Origin of the sequence: Litorisediminicola beolgyonensis, assembly GCF_042679605.1 — a bacterium.
GTDB lineage: Bacteria > Pseudomonadota > Alphaproteobacteria > Rhodobacterales > Rhodobacteraceae > Litorisediminicola > Litorisediminicola beolgyonensis.
This window is the reverse complement of record NZ_JBHTMU010000032.1, coordinates 32401-49366: the sequence shown is the minus strand read 5'-3', so window position 1 is coordinate 49366 and position 16966 is coordinate 32401. Positions and strand designations below refer to the sequence as shown.

Genomic DNA, 16966 nt, shown 5'->3' with positions numbered 1-16966 from the left:
TGCTGTCGCCCCTCGAGTTCGAGCGGCAGCAGAAACTGAGGCACGAGGGCGTCTAAGAGACGCGGGGCTATTCAGTCTGTTACTGACGCTTCTCCCAAGATGTTTACGCTCATGCCTGAGATTGATCCATAATTGCGGACAAGACCGCTTGATCAGTCAGAGATGCGCAGACGGTAGCCATTTGGCGAGGCGGGAAGGAAAAATGGCGCTGCATAATACAGATCCGGTCTCATGATCCACGAGCTCCGGTTCAACACCCGCTGCCAGAGCACCGTAAGACTCGCTCGATCAGACGGCCTGACGCGCGCGGAAGAGCCCTGCAGTGGAAAATTTTTGGGGGTGTCCGCAAACCGTGTTGGTCCGCTGTGCGGACAGAACTGATTTCTGCCCCTACCAACTTGCAATGTAAAACGATCGTTTTGCTTTGTGTCTATGGACACCGAAGGAAGCTCTCCATGGACATGACCAACAAGCTCACCGCCGCCGCCGAGCGGCTCTTCGATCGGCACGGCTACATGGCCACCGGAATGGACCGTCTGACCGCTGCTGCGGGGATGTCGAGCCGGACACTCTACAAGCATGCCGGCAGCAAGGCGCAGCTCATGGCGCGGGTGTTGACGGAGCGGGACCGGCGCTTCATGGCTCGGCTCGAGGTGAAGAGCGTCGATGCGCTGTTCGCGGCGCTTGAGGACTGGGTGCGGGTAGAGGGCACGCGAGGGTGCCTGTTTCTGCGATCACGCGCCGAAACAGGCGGCGACACGCCTGAGATCGCCGAGGCGGTCGCGATGCACAAGGCGGCGTTCAATCTACGGATCGAGGAGGTTGTCGCAGTGGATCTCGGACGCCAAGACCCGGTCTTGGCCGAACAGGTGCTGGTTCTCCTCGAAGGAGCGACCCAGGCGGCGGTCTACCGAGGTGCGGACGCCGTCTCCGCCGCAAGGGCGGCTGCCGTCATCCTAATGGAGAGGGCGCGCACATGAGCCCCGCCCTTCGCATCGGTGCCATAGGTTTCGGCCTGATCGCGGTCTGCTACGGCTTCGCCCGCTTCGCCTTCGGTCAATTCCTACCGCAGATCGACAGTGATCTGGGCCTCGGCCCCTCGCTCAGCGGTATCATCTCCGGCGGCTCGTTCGCCGGCTATTGCATCGCCATCTTCGCCTCGGCGGTGCTGACGGAGCGGATCGGCGCGCGGGCTGTCGCTGTGGGGGCGGCCATCGTCGCCGCCGCCGGCATGGCCGGGATCGCACTTGCGCCGTCGCCGCTGATCCTCGCCATAGCCGTGGTGGTGGCGGGATCGAGCACGGGCCTCGCCTCTCCGCCCATGGCCGCGGCCGTGGCGGCCGCGGTGCGCAAGAGCCGTCAGGATCTCACGAATACGGTAATCAATGCCGGGACGAGCGCAGGCGTCGCCCTTTCGGGACCGATCGCTCTGGCGATAGCCGGGCAGTGGCGGCTGGCCTTCGGCGCCTTCACTGCCGTGGCGGTGGTGCTCGCGCTCGCGGCGGCAGTCTCCCTTCCGGCCTCTCGGGGCCGGCAGGGCGCCGGCGGTCTGCCTCCAATGAATGGCCCAGTGGCGCGCTTGATCTTCGCGTCGTTCCTGATGGGCGCTGCGAGCACCGCCCTGTGGTCCTTCGGAGGCCACCTCGTGTCGCAGCAGCTGGGATGGGGGCCGACCGGAACCGGCATCCTGTGGACCTGCATCGGCGCCGGAGGCATTGCCGGAGCCTGGGCCGGCACGCTCGTCGGCCGGTTCGGTCTCGACCCGGTTCACTGGACTTTCTTGGGCTTGATGTCGGCGAGCATAATAGCGGTCGGATCGGGCATTGCCACTCCAGCCCTCGCCTTGATCGGGGGCGCACTCTTTGGGGCGGCGTATGTGATGCTGACGGGGGTCTACCTCGTCTGGGGCACGCACGCCCTGCCGGACCGCCCCGCGACCGGGCTCATGATCGGGTTCCTGACCATCGCCGTGGGCCAGACGGCCGGAGCCCCTCTCTTCGGGTTTCTGATGGCAGGTCCAGGCGCGGGTCCCGCCGTGATCTGCTTCACCGTCATCGCGCTCCTTGCCGGAGCCTTTCGGGCAAGAAGCGCGACCAGGAGAGTAGCCGCGTAGACTGCGGAAGGCACCGGCGGGGGCTTCGTTCGAATGTGGCGGAAAGGCTCAAGGCAGACCGCTGCGCGACACTTGGTTCACGATGCTCGGACGATCTCCGCGGGTCGCACCCCAGACATCCGCGCTTCCAGCCACCGGATGTAGCCGTCGAGGTTCTTTGTCGCCGGACCGCAGAACGGCTCGATGAACTTGCCGTAGCGAGCGTGAAGCGAGTTCACGTTCTGGATGTGATAGCAGCCTACCGCGACACGCGTGCCCGGCTTGCTACCGACGACGAAGTGCTCCAAGTTGCGCGCCGACGCGAGTTCCTTGTAGCCATTGCCTCCATCAGAGCAGAGCACGGCGTCGTCCGGCACGAGGGGGCTCATGGCGCGCTCCACGGTGGCGCTCTTGCGGTTCGGCAGTCTCCGGAAGAGGCGAGAACCACCGCGGTCGGCAACGGTAAGAATGGGAAGCTGCCACTTCGAGAGGCCGCGCATCATCTTCAGCCCTTTGGTGGTGAAGTCTTCCCACCGGGGACGCGGCGGCTGCGGCTCATTCTGGCTGTCGGCGAAGTATCGAACCCACTCCCGTGATCCCTTGCGGGACTCCCGCTGATAGGTCTCATCAGCTTCGATAATTCCGGAGAATCCCGCGGCTGCGCTGCTGTTGCTGATGATCGAGAACATGAGCATCCGCCAGCGCCAGATCGTGTATTTGTTGAGGTCGAGCTGCTTGGCGAGCTTCCGCACCGACTGCGGTGCGGAAGTGCCCAGCATATCCTTCAGCGCCTCCATGAACAGGTCGGGTCGATGGATGCGGCCGATGGCGCTCCCGGTTCGTCCTGAATAGGTCTTTTGGCAGCCGCAGCATCGGTAACGCTGGACCTTGGTTCTGGTTCGGCCCCATTTCTGACGCCGCTCGTCGCCGCAGAACGGACACTTGTGGCCTTGGTTTGTCCGTGCTTCGATCTCCGAGATCGCCTCCGTTTTTTGCCGGAGATCTTGGATCTTCGTCTGGGCGTCCTCGATTTGGGTCGGGTTCAGCTTGTCGAGGGCATCGAGAAAACGGCGAAAGTCGTGGTGTAGCAAGGTCATCCTCCACTGCAAAAGCGGGGGAATATAAGCCCTTTTAGGTTAAGGCGAAGCCAACCAACACGGTTTGCGGACACACCCAAATTTTTCGGCATCGCCGAAATCCGAGCTGACCATCCACAGAGACCGTTGCTCTGGCGTTGCTGCGCAAACCGACGGGTTCGACCACACCGGGCGCGCCCAAAACTTGCAGACCATCCCACTGATCGAAAGACCGACTTTGGGTCCGTCACCAGTGTAGTCCGGGAACGTATGTTTGCTCTGATTAATCTATCCAACAGTCAAAGCGCGCGTTGGCCTCCCCGTCACGCGGCAAATCAGCCCGTGTTTCGCCTGTTCAAATGTGGCTATGCCGCTCGCGCGCAGCGAGCCTTCCGACCCGAAGCGAGACACCGCTCAGCGCGGACCTATACACCTAGCAGATCCGCGGGAGCTGCTCTCCGACGAGCCGGTCGACCAGCCTCTGGCCTCCGAAGAGCGTCGTCATCGTGACCCGTCCGGCCGGTCCGTCCTTGGCCTTGCCGATCAGAGCCGCTCCGGCGCCCGCCGGGTGCGCGCGCATGGCGGAGAGCGCCGCATCGGCCTCTTCCTCGGGGACGAAGAGGACGAGCGTGCCCTCGTTGGCGAGATAGAGCGGGTCGAGGCCAAGGACCTCGCAGACGCCCCGGACCTCGGCGCGCAGGGGCAAGGCGGTCTCGTCGATCTCGATGGCGACGCCCGCCGCGGCGGCCATCTCGTTCAGCGCCGAGGCCAGCCCGCCGCGTGTCGCGTCGCGCGCCGCGCGGGTTCCCGGCGCGGCGTCGAGGACCGCTTCGATCAACCCGTTCAGGCTCTGGCAATCGGACCGGATATCGGTGCTGAGCGCCATGTCTCCGCGCGCCGCGAGGATCGTCGCGCCGTGATCGCCCAGGACGCCGTTGACGAGCGCCACGTCGCCGGGTCGAATGCGGCTCGCCTGCATGTCGCGGCCGGGCGGGATCACCCCGACGCCCGAGGTGGTCACGAAGACCTTGTCCGCCGCGCCGCGCTCCACGACCTTGGTGTCTCCGGTGACGATGCGCACGCCCGCGGCCTCGGCCTCGGCCTGCATCGAGGCGACGATCCGGCGGAGGAGCGCGAACTCGCAGCCCTCCTCGATGATGAAGGCCGCCGATAGCCAGAGCGGCTTCGCGCCGCCGACGGCCAGGTCGTTGACCGTCCCGCAGACCGCGATCTTGCCGATATCGCCGCCCGGAAAGACCGGGGGCGAGACGACAAAACTGTCGGTCGTGAGGGCCAGCTGTGCGCCCGGCTCGGCCAGGGCCGCTGCGGTCAGGCGCGCCTGGTCCTCGGAGCCGGGCGGCTGGAAGACATCGGTGAAGATCTCCGAGATCAGGTCGGCCATGGCCTTGCCGCCGCCGCCATGGGCCATCGTGACCCGGTCGCCGCGCAGGCGGCTCTGGGGGATCGGTGCCGTCATGTTCATTCCGCCGCCTCCGCGAATGCGCCGTATTGGAAATAGGCGGCGCAGGCCCCTTCCGAGCTGACCATCAGCGCGCCGAGCGGCATCTCGGGCGTGCAGCCGGTGCCGTATTGCGGGCAGGCGGTCGGCTTGATGCGACCGGTCATGACCTGGCCGCAGGCGCAGCCCTCGGGCTCGGAGACCTGCCGCGGACCGGCGCCGTAGCCGACGCCGAACTTCTCTTCGGCATCGAACCGCGCGTAGGCGGGCCGGATCCGCAGCCCGCTCGCGTCGATCTCGCCGAGGCCCCGCCATTCGAAACTCGGGCGCGGCTCGTAGACATCGGCAATGGCGGCGAGAGACACGGCGTTGCCGTGTTCGGGCACGACGCGGGCATACTGGTTCTCGACCTCGGCGCGGCCGTCGCGGATCTGGCGCAGGACCATGAGCACCGATTGCAGAAGGTCGAGCGGCTCGAACCCCGCGACGACGATCGGCTTGCCGTACTCCTGCGCGATGAAATCGTAGGGATGCGTGCCGATCACCATCGACACATGCCCCGGGCCCACGAACCCGTCGAGCACCATATGCGGGTCGTCGAGCAGCGCCTTGATCGGCGGCGGCACGGTGATGTGGTTGCAGAAGACGCTGAAATTGCCGAGCGCCTCGCGCGCCGCCTGCTGGATGCTGAGCGCGGTCGAGGGCGTTGTCGTCTCGAAGCCCAGACCGAAAAAGACCACCTCGCGCTCGGGATTGCGGCGGGCGATCTCCAGCGCGTCGAGGGGCGAGTAGACCATGCGGATATCGGCGCCGTCGGCCTTGGCCTGCATCAGCGACTTGCGGGTGCCGGGCACGCGCATCGCGTCGCCGAAGGTGCAGAAGATCACCTCGGGGCGTTCGGCGATCTCGACGCATTCGTCGATCCGGCTCATCGGCAGCACGCAGACCGGGCAGCCGGGTCCGTGGATGAACTCGATCCCCGGCGGGGTCAGCCGGTCGAGCCCGTAGCGGAAGATCGCATGGGTATGCCCGCCGCAGATCTCCATGATGTGGACCGGAGACTCCGCCGTCGCGCCGATCTCGCCGACCACCGCCTCGATGGCCGCCAGCACGGCCTTGGCCGCTGCCGGGTCGCGGAATTCCTCGACATATCTCATTGCGTGCCCTCAAGTGCTGCTTCGCCCTCGGCCATCGCCTCGAGCGTTTCCTGCGCCTCGCCGAGGCCGCGCAGGGCCTCGAGCGTCTTTTCGGCCTCCTCGGCATCGATCACCGACATCGCGAAGCCGACATGGATCAGCACCCACTGGCCGACGAGGTCCTGCAGATCCGGGGTCACCACGCAGGCGACCGACACCTCGCGCCGCACGCCGGAGACATCGGCCATCGCCATCAGCCTCTCGGGATCGGTGATCTCGACGATCTGTCCGGGTATGCCGAGACACATGGCTCAGTCCTCCTCTTCTGCGGGATCGTATTTGCCCGGCTGCGCCACGCCGTAGCGGTCGAGCTTGGAGCGCAGGCCGACGCGGCTCAGGCCAAGCTCCTCGGCGGCGCGGCTCTTGTTCCATTTCAGGCGCGTCAGCGTCTCGCGCAGGATGCGCGCCTCGATCACTTCGACCCGATCCTTGAGCGTGCCCTCGCCGGTCAGCACATCCGCCGCACGCGGGTCGGCGCGGACCGAGGGGTCGGCCTGCAGGATGTGCCGCGAGATGATCTCGGGCCCGAGCCGCGGCTCCTGGCTCAGGATCAGCATGCGTGTCAGTTCGTTGGAGAGCTCGGGCAGGTTGCCCGGCCAGTCGTAATTGCCGAGAAACTCCAGCGCGAGCGAGGTCAGACCCTCGACCGGCTTCGAATGTTCCGCGGCAAGCTCGGCGAGGATGTGGCTTGCGAGGATGTCGAGATCCTCCAGCCGGTCGCGCAGCGCCGGGAGGGTCAGCTCGGTCGCCGCCAGCGCGTAGTAGAGATCCTTGCGGAAGCCGCCATCGGCCACCGCCCGGGTCAGATCGGCATGGCTGCCGACCATGAGCCGGGTGTTGGTGGTCAGCGTCTCCGAGGCCCCGAGCGGTTCGAAGCTGCCTTCGGTCGCGACCCGGAGCAGGAGCAGCTGCATCTCGGGGCTAAGGCTGTCGACGCCGTTTAGGAACAGCGTCCCGCGCGAGGCCTTCTGCAGGAGTCCGATCTTGGTGCTGGGCAGGTTCGCGAGCGCCCCCTTCCGTGCCCCGAGAAGCTCCAGCCGAAGCACGTCGTCGGGCAGGCCTACGCAGTTCAGCTCGAAGAACGACTGGTCGGAGCGGAGCGAGGCGTAGTGCATCGCCCGCGCCATGATGTCCTTGCCGGTCCCCGCCTCGCCCGAGATCAGCACCGGCACGTCGAAACTGGCGACCTGCCGCGCAAGCGCGACCGTGGCGTTCATCGGCGAGTTCGGGCCGCGCAGTATACGCTCGAAGCCGAAGCCCTCGCGCAGGGTCCGCCGCCGCGCCTCGACCTTGTTCTCGGCGGTCTTGCCCATGAAGCGCATCTCGAGAGACAGCCGGTCGTGTTCGCGGCTGAGCCGGAAGAGCTGCGCGGCGTTCTTCGCGGCCATCATCAGCTGGTCGGGATGCCAGGGCTTGGTGATCAGCTGGTAGATCCCGGCATCGTTGATCGCCGCGATCATATCGTTGGTCTCTGTGTAGCCGGTGATGATGATCCGCACGGTCTCGGGCCAACGGTCGCGGACCTCGGAGAGGAACTCCACGCCGGTCTTTCCCGGCATCCGGTGGTCGCAGAAGATCGCGTGGACGAAATTCTCCTCCATCAACCGCGTCGCCTCGTCGGCGGTCTCGGCGGTCAGGCATTCGAAATCATCCTCGAGCGCCATGCGCATCGCCGCCAGCGCATGCGTCTCGTCATCGACGAGAAGGATGGTCGGCAGCGCTTTCATTCCGCCGCGTCCCGCACGCTCTTGTCGGCAAGCTGAGCCTGGAGCCAGCACACCCAGGCGGCCATGCCAGCGCCGGTCCGCGCCGAGACGCGCAGGATCTCGATGCCGGGGTTCACGCGGCGGAGATTGGCCTCGTAGAGATCCAGATCGACATCGCAATGCGGCGCAAGATCGATCTTGTTCAGGATCGCCAGCCGCGCGGCGGTGAACATGTCGGGATATTTCAGCGGCTTGTCCTCGCCTTCGGTCACCGACAGGATCGCGACCTTGCCATCCTCGCCCAGGTCGAACGCCGCCGGGCAGACGAGATTGCCGACATTCTCGATGAAGAGCATCGAGCGCGGCTGAAGCTCCAGATGCGCCATCGCGTGCCCGACCATGTGGCCATCCAGGTGACAGCCCTTGCCGGTGTTGACCTGCACCGCCCGTGCGCCGGTGGCGCGGATCCGATCGGCATCGTTCTGGGTCTGCTGGTCGCCCTCGATGACCGCGAGCGGCTGGTCTCCGAGCGCCTCGATGGTCTTGCACAGAAGCGTCGTCTTGCCCGAGCCGGGCGAGGAGACGAGGTTCACCGCCAGCGCCCCGAGCGCCGCCAGCTGCGCGCGGTTTTCGGTCGCGTAGCGGTCGTTCTTGGTCAGGATGTCCGTCTCGATCTCGATCAGGCGCTCCTGCGACATGCCCGGCACCTCGGTGCCCGCCGGTCCGTATCCGTAGTGATGATGATCGTGGTGATGGTGATCGTGATGGTGGTGAGGGTGCGCGTGATCATGGGCATGCCCGTGCACCGTCGTCTCGCCATCGCTACATCCGCAAACCGTACACATCAGGCCACCTCCAGGTCCTTGATCCTCATCTCGTCGCCCCCTTGCGGCATCAGCTTTCCGCCGCCGCAGAGAGGACACGGGTCGAGCCGTTCCTCGATCTCGACCTCTGTCATGCAGTCGTAACACATCGCCCGTCCCGGCAGATCGAGCGTCACCAGTTCCGCGCCTTCCGCGACCGAGCCCCGCATCACCACGTCGAAGGCGAACTGCAGCGCCCGCGTCTCGACCCCGGCGAAGCGGCCGATCTCGACCCGCACGCGCGCGATGCGCGAGACGTTATGTGCGCGCGCCTGGTCCTCGATGACCTGGCGCATGCCTTCGCAGAGGGACATCTCATGCATCGGTCCTGTCCTCATCCTGGGCACCCCGGAGGCTGACCGGGTAGCAGGGATCGAGCACCGCGACGAGAAGCGGCGCCAGCGCGCGCGCCCTCTCGGGCGGCAGGCTGGCAAGAGAGTGCGCCAAGCCGCCCTCCGGCGCGAGCAAATGATCGGTCGGGGTGACGCGTTCGAACCGCGTGACGACACCGCGCTCGACCGTCGCGCGCACTCCGTAGAGACCTCGGGCCGCGGGAACGACCGCGCGACCGCTGGCCAATGTCGCGGGCGGCATGCGCCCGTCGAGGAGTGCCGCGAGATCGAGAAGCACCCCCGTCGCGGACCAGAGCGGCCCCCGGCCCCAGCGCGCTTCGATCCCGGCAAGGAGCGGATGGCGCGCATGGCGGGCGGGCACCGAGTTCTCTTGCGGGACAGAGGAAAAGACCGAGCTTTCATCGGTGAGCGGCAGGACAGGTCGCGCGCCCTCTCCCGGCGCGAAGAGCGCGCCGATCGCGCCCAGGACCGGGGCCGCGCCCTGCCCTTGCGCCAGCCAGTCCTCGAAACTCTCGATATCCCGAGGCACGGCGCGCCCCTCGCCGAAAACCGCCTCGCTCAAGGCCCCCATGTCCGTCTGCCAGACCGGGGGCAGCGCGACGGCGGGCCGCGACATCAGGCCCGGCCATTTCAGGCAGAGCTTCACCACATGCTCCCGCAGGATCTCGGCGCGCAGCGCCTCCTGCCAGCCCTCCGCCAGCGGCAGCCCGAAGGCCGCGCGGGCGGCTGTGCCCTGCGCCACCCGGCATAGGTTGAAGAGCCGCGGCAAGAGCTCTGCCGCCTCCTCCACCGGTCTGCCAAGAACCAGCCTTTCGACCGGCAGCGGCGGCACCGGGCGCGCCCGCAGGGGATATGCGGCGAGGTCGAGCACTCAGCCGACCTCGCCCCCCGAGGCCATGGCCCCGGTGATGACCGCGCGGCGGGTGCGCGGTTCGGAAAGAACGGGCGGTTCGTCCTCCTTCGGTGCGAGATCCGCCTCGCGGGCCGCGCGGATATCGGCGGCGCGGTCGGTCTCGGCGCGGTTCTCGGTGTCGAACAATGCGATCATGACCGCCTGCGCGACCTCCTGCGCCTGCTTCTGGCTCGAAAACGCGCCCATGGGCGAGAAGAGCGAGCAGGCCTTGTAGCCGCCCGACATCTCGCGGGTGTTGTGGATGAACTCGTACTCGCCGGACGGAAAGGCGATCATCTCCTTGTCGCCCGCCCGCAGACCCGACCAATCCTCGCCCTCGCCGGGAAGCTGCACGAGGTTGAGAAACCACGGCGAGATCAACACGCCCAGAGGCCGCCCGTCGACCACCTGCCAGCCCACCGCCTCGACGGAGAGGAGCTTGTTGACCATCGGCACGTCGCGCATCTTCGAGTGCCAGATCTCGCGGAAATCTGCGACGAGGCGCGAGGTCAGCTCGTCGAGGCGCTTGGCTTCCGCGACGCTGACCGAACCGGGGTCCTCCAGCACCATGAACTGCTCTTTCGGGGCGCTGCAATTCGGGCAGGACCAGTCTTCGGGCAGCGCGGTAAACGGCGTGCCGGGATCGACCTGGCGATAATCGTCGCCCTCCGCCGGATCGTAGGGTGTCCAGCAGATCTTGCACTCCATGATCGCCTGCGCGCTGATCTTGTCCTCGGCGCCGAGGAAGCTGCCTTCGAAACGGGTCATGCTATGGCCTCGATCACTTGCACCAGGCGGTTGGCGCTGTCGGTCAGATCCTCGGGCGCCGCGCAGGCGACCTCGGGCATGGTCGTCACCTCGAACGTGTCGAGGATCAGGTGATCCTGGCTGTTGAAGAACTGCACCCGCCAGACATGCGGCAGCGCGGTCGCGGTGATCCGGCAATTGCCGTAGCCGCGCGAGAGGATCGTGACGGCCCCCTCGCCCAGCGCCGCGTCGAGCGCGGCGAGATCGGCCTCGGTATGCGGCAGGAGCGTCAGGTTGACGACATGCAGATCGGCGGCGGGATCGAAGCTCCGCGACTTGTCCTGAAGCTCGACGAGGATCGACGGCGCGTTCGCCACGCCGGGGGCCTTGAGAGCCTCGCTGCCCTGCGCATCCCGCGCCGGTCGGAACGGCGCCTCGGTCAGGCAGGCGGGTACGCTCCCGACCTCGATCGCGTCGCCCCGGGCGCTTTGCAGCGTCCAGATGCCCGCAAAGTCGCTTTCCTGAACCGCGACCGCCGGGACGCTGCGGAGCTTCGCGGCAACCTCGCCGCTTCCGAGCGTTTCGGCCACCAGCGCCCGGTTGGCGCGGTCGAGCGGTGCCAGATCGAAGCGCATCGTGCCACCGGAGGCGCCGACCGTCGCGGCGGCGGCGGCCACCTCGCCCAGAAGCGACAGCGCGGGCGTCAGGTCGGCCTCGGCCAGCCGCTCGATTTCGGGGATGCGCGGCGAATAGGTGCGCATGTCCTGCGGCAGCGGCATGTATTCCAGCGCCTCGTCGCCCTGCTCCATCGGCTGGGAGCCGGGGCCGAAGCCGGTGGGCGGCATCATGAACGGGTTGGTCACGGGCGGCGCTCCTTATTCTGCGGCGACGGGTTGGGCGAGGAGATGGGTGATCCGCTCCACGTATTCGGACCAGTCGCGGACTTTGGGGATCCCGCCGGTGCAGGTCCCGTTCGTGAAGAAGATCAGGCTCGGCGTCTTGAAGACGCCGGTGGCCTCGCGAAGCTCGGACTCGACGCTCTCGGCGGCGACGGCGCAGTCGAACCGGCCCTGAAAGGCCTGCCGCAGCTCCGGCAGGATCACGGCGACATCCGGCGTCTCGAGGTTCCGGCGCACGTCGCCGGGCACAAAGATCACGTGGTGACCGGGGGCTTCGGTGAAGCTCGAGACATCGGCCATGCTGGTCAGCACGGGATAGCCGAACTCGGTCTCGAGGCGGGTGATGAGCGGATGCGACACGGGTCGGGTCTCCTATCCAGTGGTCTGGCCGGCGGCGAGCGCGGCGTGAAGGTGGGGCGGCAGTTGCGGCCCGTCGGCTTCGAGATCGGCGAAGGCATCGCCGAGATCATGGCCCTGCATCACGGCGCGAAGCCCCGCCAATGCGGCCGAGATTTTCTGCGCCTCGGCGGCCGAGATGACCTCGCGCGCGGCACCGAGGAAGGTCAGGATCCAGTCCCCGACCCGCGCCTCGGGCGTGAGCGAGAGGTCGATGAGTTCCAGATGGCCGTCTGCCTCGGCCCGGGCGGCGATGCCGTCGATGGCCGTGATCCGAAGGGGCAGCCCCACGCACATGGCCCTAATCCGCCGCCGGGAAGAAGCGGGCGTCGCCGGTGCGGCAGGCCTCTTCCTCGGAGGGGCGGCCCGCCTCGTAGGCGCCCTGCATGATCGACGGATCGGCCAGCAGATCGGACCTGGTGCGGCCGGGTTTCGCGACGACCCCCATTTGAGCCAGCCGCGTCAGGGCGACATGCACCGCCGGTTCGATCTGGGCCGACACCACCTCGCGCAGGCCGCCGCCGTAATCCTCGAGCTCCTCGGGCTGACACCCGATGAGCAGCAGCTCCTCGGGGCAGTAGCCCATGAGCTGCGCGGTGGCGATCACGTCCTGGAACCCGGTCTGGTGCAGCGACATCTTCTTGGCGCCCATGAAGCGGGGCACCGCGTCGCCCTCGACGATCTTCAGCGTGCCCGGCTCGAGCCCGTAATCGATGGCATCGAAGACGATCAGCGTGTCGGCCTCTTCGAGGAACGGCAGGAGGTAGAGACCCTGCGTGCCGCCATCGAGCAATGTGACCCCGTCGGGGATGGACCAGTGCTGCGCCAGATGCTCGACGCAGCGCACTCCGAAGCCCTCGTCGGCCCAGAGCACATTGCCAATACCCATGATAAGAACGTTCCCTGCCATGCGCCCCTCCCCTGGCTTGGATGGAAAGTCGATATCCCATCCGTGGCTGCAAACAGGTCTAGCTTGCCGATTTCCGGAACGGCTCCCCAAAATATCGAGCTGCGTTAAAAATCGTTAACCCCATGTTCTGCATCGGTATTCACTCGCATACCTTACTCAAAACGGATTTGATGTGGAAAGTTTTATTCCAAATCATCGGAAAATTTACCGAAGAGTAACCGCACCCTCCAAAACGACGAAAGCGGGCGCCAGGCGCCCGCTTCCGGTTATCGCTGTGCGCCGAGGCGCTCAGTTGGGATCGTCGTCCTTGAAGGTCCGCGTGCCCGAGATCATCGTCGACACCATGGTCTGGCGCGACATGATATCCTCGCGCACCGCGGCGTAGATGTGGATCATCACGAAGATCACGATCGCCCACATGCCCAGGTGGTGAAGCTGGTGCATGGTCTGGCTGCCGCCGACCAAGTCGAGGAGCGGCCCGAACAGCGCATCGAGCACCCCTCCACGCCCCGCCCCTTCGGAATAGAGCGAGAAGCCGGTCAGGATCATGAAGGTCATGCCGACCGTCATGAAGAAGAACATCGCGATCTGTGCCAGCGGGTTGTGGCCCACGTATTTCTTCGGACGCTTGCGCAGGAAGGCGTACCACTTGGCCTCGTCCACCAGCTCGGCCCACCAGTCGCGCCGCCAGAAGGGCAGCTTGAACATCTGCCGCGCGTGCGAGTTGCCGACGAACGCCCAGTAGATGCGGCCGAAGAAGCCCACCGTCATGATCATCGCCGCCGCGAAATGGGCGAAGCGGATATATCCGAAGACGAATTGGTGGGTCGCCTCGCTCATCTCGAGCGACGGAAGCGGCGAGCCGATGAGGTAGCCGGTCACGCACAGGACGAGGATCGCCAGCGCGTTGACCCAGTGCCAGAGACGGACCGGCGCCTCGTAGACATAGACCGAGGTGTTGCGGGTGATCGTCGCCCGATCCTCCGCCGTGGCGTCCCCGGTCAGCGGTTCGCTCGCGTAGTCCCGGGCGGGCCGCATCGGCCCGCCGGGTGCGATCATGGTCGCGTCGTCCCTCATGGCCGCCACCGGCGCTGCTTGAGCGCGAGCCCCGCCGCGCCGGCAATCACCAGGACCGCGAGCACGGGCCCGGCATGCGCCAGGCCATGCGCCTCTGCGGGAACCGGACCATGCACGCCATGCGCGAGAGCGGCACCGGGCGCCATGATCATCAGGGTCAGAAGCCGTTTCATCCTTGGATCCTCCTCTTAGCGAACCTTGACGGTGGTGAGTTCTTCACCGTCCGGCGACATCACGTGGGTCGAACAGGCCAGGCAGGGGTCGAAGCTGTGCAGGGTGCGCAGGATCTCGACCGGCTCTTCGGGGCGCTCCATCTTGGTGTTCATCAGGCTGGCCTCGAAGGCGCCGATATTGCCCTGGCTGTCGCGCGGCGAGCCGTTCCAGGTGGTCGGAACCACGCATTGGTAGTTCTCGATCCGGCCATCCTTGATCCGCACCCAGTGGCCGAGCGCGCCCCGCGGCGCCTCGGTCATGCCGACGCCCTTGGCCTCCTTGGGCCAGGTCGAGGGATCCCACTTGGCGACATTCGCGGTGCTCTCGTCGCCGTTCTTGATGTTGGCCACGAGCTTGTCGAAGAAGTGCCGCTGGAGCCGTCCGCAATACTCGCTTTCCAGGGCCCGCGCGGCGGTGCGCCCGAGGGTCGAGAAGAGCGCGTCGACCGGCAGGTCCATCTTGCGCAGAAGACCGTCGACCTGGTCCTTGATCTCCTCGTGCCCCTTGGCGTAGCCGACGACGTAGCGAGCGAGCGGGCCCACTTCCATCGCGTGACCGCGCCAGCGCGGGGCCTTGATCCAGCTGTATTTCCCGCCCTCGTCGATCTCCTTGATGTTGGTGCGGGTGCCCTTGAGCTTCGGTCCGAGCTCGAACTTGGCCTGGGTCTCGCCGTCCCAGGGGTGAAGCCCCTTTCCGGTCTCGGCATATTCGTACCAGGAGTGATCCACGAATTCCTGGATCTGCTCGGGGTCGCGCACGTCGACGTCGTGGACGGTGCTCATGTCGCCATCGATGATCGCGCCGCGCGGCAGGTGCAGCTGCTCGGGCGAAAAATCGTTGGGATGCTCGGGGATGTCACCATAGGCGAGGCACGCCTTCGAGGACAGCCCGCCACCATAGAGCCAGCTCTTGTAGAAGCCGCCGATGGCGATCACGTCGGGCAGGTAGACGTTGCGGTTGAACTCGTCGCATTTCTCGATGATCGACGAGACGAGGTTCAGCCGCTCCATGTTGATCGCGCCGACCGCACCCGTGGAATGGACGTTGATCGGGCACGGCACGCCGCCCACCAGCCAGTTCGGATGCGGGTTCTTGCCGCCGAAGATCGTGTGAACCTTCACGATCTCCTTCTGCAGGTCGAGCGCCTCGAGGTAATGCGTGGTGGCCATCAGGTCGGCTTCGGGCGGCAACAGATAGGCCGGGTTGTCCCAGTAGCCGTTCTTGAAGAGGCCCAGCTGGCCGCTCTCGACGAATTGCTTCAGGCGGTTCTGCACGTCCCTGAAATAGCCCGGGGAGGAGAGCGGGTGGGACGGAGACACCGCCTGCTGCAGCTCGGACGTGGCCTTGGGATCGGCGCGGAGCGCGTTCACCGGATTGACCCAGTCCAGGGCGTGCAGGTGGTAGAAATGCACGACGTGGTCGTGGATTTCGAGGTTGAGCTGCATGATGTTGCGGATCGAGTTCGCGTTTTCGGGGATCTCGATCTCCAGCGCGTCCTCGACCGCGCGCACCGAGGTGAGCGCGTGGGTGCCGGTGCAGACGCCGCAGATGCGCTCGGTGAAGGCCCAGGCGTCGCGCGGGTCGCGGCCCTTGAGGATCACTTCGAGACCGCGCCACATGGTGCCGGTCGAGACCGCGTTGCGGATATAGCCCTCGTCATCGACGTTCACTTCGCAGCGCATATGGCCTTCGATCCGGGTGACCGGGTCGACCACGATGCGCTGGCCGCTGTCGTCGAGCGCGAAGCCGTTGGGTGTCTGGACGACCATGCTCAGGCCTCCTCACTGGTTTTGCTGGGGTTTTTCTGCGCCTTGTTCTGCGCGGCCTTGAGCGCGGTGACGGCGGCGTGAAGCGCCACACCCGCCCCCACAACGCCGGCCGCGGCAAGGCCGATCTCGTCGGCGTTCTTCTCGACACCGAACTGGGTCAGGTCTGTGACGCGGTCGTAGAACGTGCCCTGATCCCAGAACCCGTCCTCGGAGCAACCGATGCAGCCGTGGCCGGACTGGATCGGGAAGCTCACGCCCTCGTTCCAGCGCACGGTCGAGCAGGCGTTGTAGGTGGTCGGGCCCTTGCAGCCCATCTTGTAGAGGCAGTAGCCCTTGCGCGCGCCCTCGTCGTCCCATTCCTCGACGAACTGCCCGGCATCGAAATGCGGGCGGCGGTAGCACTTGTCGTGGATGCGCTGGCCGTAGAACATCGCCGGGCGGCCCTGCCGGTCGAGCTCGGGCAGCCGGTCGAAGGTCAGCATGTAGGTGATGACGCCGGTCATGACCTCGGCGATGGGCGGGCAGCCCGGAACCTTGATGATCGGCTTGTCGGTGATGACCTTGTGCACCGGCGTCGCCTGCGTCGGGTTGGGCTTGGCGGCCTGCACGCAGCCATAGGAGGCGCAGGCCCCCCAGCTGATGATCGCCTTGGCGTCCTTGGCCGCCATGCGCAGCTTCTCGACGAAGGGCTTGCCGCCCGAGATGCAGAACATCCCGTCCTCGTTCAGGGGCGGGTTGCCCTCGACGGCGAGGATGTAGTTGCCCTTGTACTTCTCGATCGTCTCCATCATCGCGGCCTCGGCCGCGTGTCCGGCCGCCGCCATCAACGTATCGTCGTAATCGAGGCTGATCATGCTCAGCACCACGTCCTTGGCGAGCGGGTGCGCCGAGCGGATGAAGCTTTCCGAACAGCAGGTGCATTCGAGCCCGTGGACCCAGACCACCGGCGTGCGGGGCTTGGTTTCCATCGCATTGGCGATTTTCGGAACGAATGCGGGGCCGAGGCCCAGTGCGCTCGCTGTGAGCGCGCAATACTTCATGAAGCTGCGCCGGGTGATCCCCTGCGCGCGCATCACGTCATAGAAGGTTTCGATCTGCGACAAGGCCTGTCTCCTCCGTCTGGGGCCTGCGCTCGGAACGGCGCAGACCTGTCTCCCCCTCCTTGATGGGGGCGGCCGAGGCAGAAAGGTGAGAAAAGCGCGTTGTCCAGCGCGTACGTCTTTAAGTGAAATTTTTCATAGAGTTATCGCAAAGCCCGCAGAAGGCCGAGGAGCCCTCCACGGCTGCGGACTGTCCGCTTTCCACGGGCTCTGGTCGC

19 protein-coding genes are annotated in these 16966 nt (G+C 66.3%); 2 read left to right on the top strand and 17 right to left on the bottom strand.

Going from position 1 to position 16966, the window contains the following annotated elements:
* Positions 1–455: 455 nt before the first annotated feature.
* Both ACFQ4E_RS15660 and ACFQ4E_RS15655 read left to right on the top strand, forming a co-directional pair.
* Positions 456–980: a TetR/AcrR family transcriptional regulator gene (locus ACFQ4E_RS15660; protein WP_386805175.1), complete on the top strand. Its 525-nt coding sequence runs from the start codon at positions 456–458 to the stop codon at positions 978–980.
* A complete protein-coding gene (locus tag ACFQ4E_RS15655; protein ID WP_386805173.1) occupies positions 977–2113 on the top strand; it encodes an MFS transporter in 1137 nt (378 codons plus the stop codon). Before ACFQ4E_RS15660 ends, ACFQ4E_RS15655 begins: the two co-directional genes overlap by 4 nt.
* Positions 2114–2190: 77 nt before the next feature.
* On the opposite strand, the gene ACFQ4E_RS15650 is transcribed toward ACFQ4E_RS15655, so the two are convergent.
* The 17 genes from ACFQ4E_RS15650 to ACFQ4E_RS15570 all read right to left on the bottom strand — a co-directional run bounded on the left by ACFQ4E_RS15650 (position 2191) and on the right by ACFQ4E_RS15570 (position 16751).
* Positions 2191–3189 carry an IS1595 family transposase gene (locus ACFQ4E_RS15650; RefSeq protein WP_386805171.1) on the bottom strand — a complete coding sequence of 333 codons (999 nt, stop codon included), beginning with the start codon at positions 3187–3189 and terminating at the stop codon, positions 2191–2193.
* A gap of 412 nt (positions 3190–3601) precedes the next feature.
* On the bottom strand, positions 3602–4645 hold the full coding sequence (gene hypE, locus ACFQ4E_RS15645) for a hydrogenase expression/formation protein HypE (RefSeq protein ID WP_386805180.1): 1044 nt from the start codon (positions 4643–4645) through the stop codon (positions 3602–3604).
* A gap of 2 nt (positions 4646–4647) precedes the next feature.
* A complete protein-coding gene (hypD, locus tag ACFQ4E_RS15640; RefSeq protein ID WP_386805170.1) occupies positions 4648–5784 on the bottom strand; it encodes a hydrogenase formation protein HypD in 1137 nt (378 codons plus the stop codon).
* Positions 5781–6071, bottom strand: a complete 291-nt coding sequence (locus ACFQ4E_RS15635) for a HypC/HybG/HupF family hydrogenase formation chaperone (protein ID WP_386805169.1) — start codon at positions 6069–6071, stop codon at positions 5781–5783. Before ACFQ4E_RS15635 ends, hypD begins: the two co-directional genes overlap by 4 nt.
* Before the next feature lie 3 nt (positions 6072–6074).
* Positions 6075–7550, bottom strand: coding sequence for a sigma-54-dependent transcriptional regulator (locus ACFQ4E_RS15630; RefSeq protein ID WP_386805168.1), 1476 nt, complete (start codon positions 7548–7550; stop codon positions 6075–6077).
* Positions 7547–8374 (bottom strand): hydrogenase nickel incorporation protein HypB, encoded by an 828-nt coding sequence (gene hypB / locus ACFQ4E_RS15625; RefSeq protein ID WP_386805166.1) that lies wholly within the window; start codon positions 8372–8374, stop codon positions 7547–7549. Before hypB ends, ACFQ4E_RS15630 begins: the two co-directional genes overlap by 4 nt.
* Positions 8374–8715 carry a hydrogenase maturation nickel metallochaperone HypA gene (hypA, locus tag ACFQ4E_RS15620; protein WP_386805164.1) on the bottom strand — a complete coding sequence of 114 codons (342 nt, stop codon included), beginning with the start codon at positions 8713–8715 and terminating at the stop codon, positions 8374–8376. Before hypA ends, hypB begins: the two co-directional genes overlap by 1 nt.
* The gene (locus tag ACFQ4E_RS15615; protein ID WP_386805162.1) at positions 8708–9616 is read right to left on the bottom strand and encodes a hydrogenase expression/formation protein HupK; all 909 of its coding nucleotides are present in this window, start codon (positions 9614–9616) and stop codon (positions 8708–8710) included. Before ACFQ4E_RS15615 ends, hypA begins: the two co-directional genes overlap by 8 nt.
* On the bottom strand, positions 9617–10405 hold the full coding sequence (gene hybE, locus ACFQ4E_RS15610; RefSeq protein ID WP_386805161.1) for a [NiFe]-hydrogenase assembly chaperone HybE: 789 nt from the start codon (positions 10403–10405) through the stop codon (positions 9617–9619). It lies immediately after the preceding gene.
* Complete coding sequence (locus ACFQ4E_RS15605) at positions 10402–11232, bottom strand: hydrogenase expression/formation protein (RefSeq protein ID WP_386805178.1); 831 nt, start codon at positions 11230–11232, stop codon at positions 10402–10404. Before ACFQ4E_RS15605 ends, hybE begins: the two co-directional genes overlap by 4 nt.
* A gap of 27 nt (positions 11233–11259) precedes the next feature.
* Positions 11260–11643 carry a hydrogenase accessory protein gene (locus tag ACFQ4E_RS15600; protein ID WP_386805159.1) on the bottom strand — a complete coding sequence of 128 codons (384 nt, stop codon included), beginning with the start codon at positions 11641–11643 and terminating at the stop codon, positions 11260–11262.
* A gap of 12 nt (positions 11644–11655) precedes the next feature.
* Positions 11656–11976 (bottom strand): HypC/HybG/HupF family hydrogenase formation chaperone, encoded by a 321-nt coding sequence (locus ACFQ4E_RS15595; protein ID WP_386805158.1) that lies wholly within the window; start codon positions 11974–11976, stop codon positions 11656–11658.
* A 4-nt stretch (positions 11977–11980) separates the two neighbouring features.
* Positions 11981–12589: a HyaD/HybD family hydrogenase maturation endopeptidase gene (locus ACFQ4E_RS15590; RefSeq protein ID WP_386805156.1), complete on the bottom strand. Its 609-nt coding sequence runs from the start codon at positions 12587–12589 to the stop codon at positions 11981–11983.
* 288 nt (positions 12590–12877) lie between these two features.
* Positions 12878–13627: a Ni/Fe-hydrogenase, b-type cytochrome subunit gene (gene cybH, locus ACFQ4E_RS15585; protein ID WP_386805176.1), complete on the bottom strand. Its 750-nt coding sequence runs from the start codon at positions 13625–13627 to the stop codon at positions 12878–12880.
* 35 nt (positions 13628–13662) lie between these two features.
* Positions 13663–13839, bottom strand: coding sequence for a hypothetical protein (locus ACFQ4E_RS15580; protein WP_386805154.1), 177 nt, complete (start codon positions 13837–13839; stop codon positions 13663–13665).
* 15 nt (positions 13840–13854) lie between these two features.
* Complete coding sequence (locus ACFQ4E_RS15575; RefSeq protein ID WP_386805152.1) at positions 13855–15648, bottom strand: nickel-dependent hydrogenase large subunit; 1794 nt, start codon at positions 15646–15648, stop codon at positions 13855–13857.
* 2 nt (positions 15649–15650) lie between these two features.
* Positions 15651–16751, bottom strand: a complete 1101-nt coding sequence (locus ACFQ4E_RS15570; RefSeq protein WP_386805150.1) for a hydrogenase small subunit — start codon at positions 16749–16751, stop codon at positions 15651–15653.
* Positions 16752–16966 lie beyond the last annotated feature (215 nt).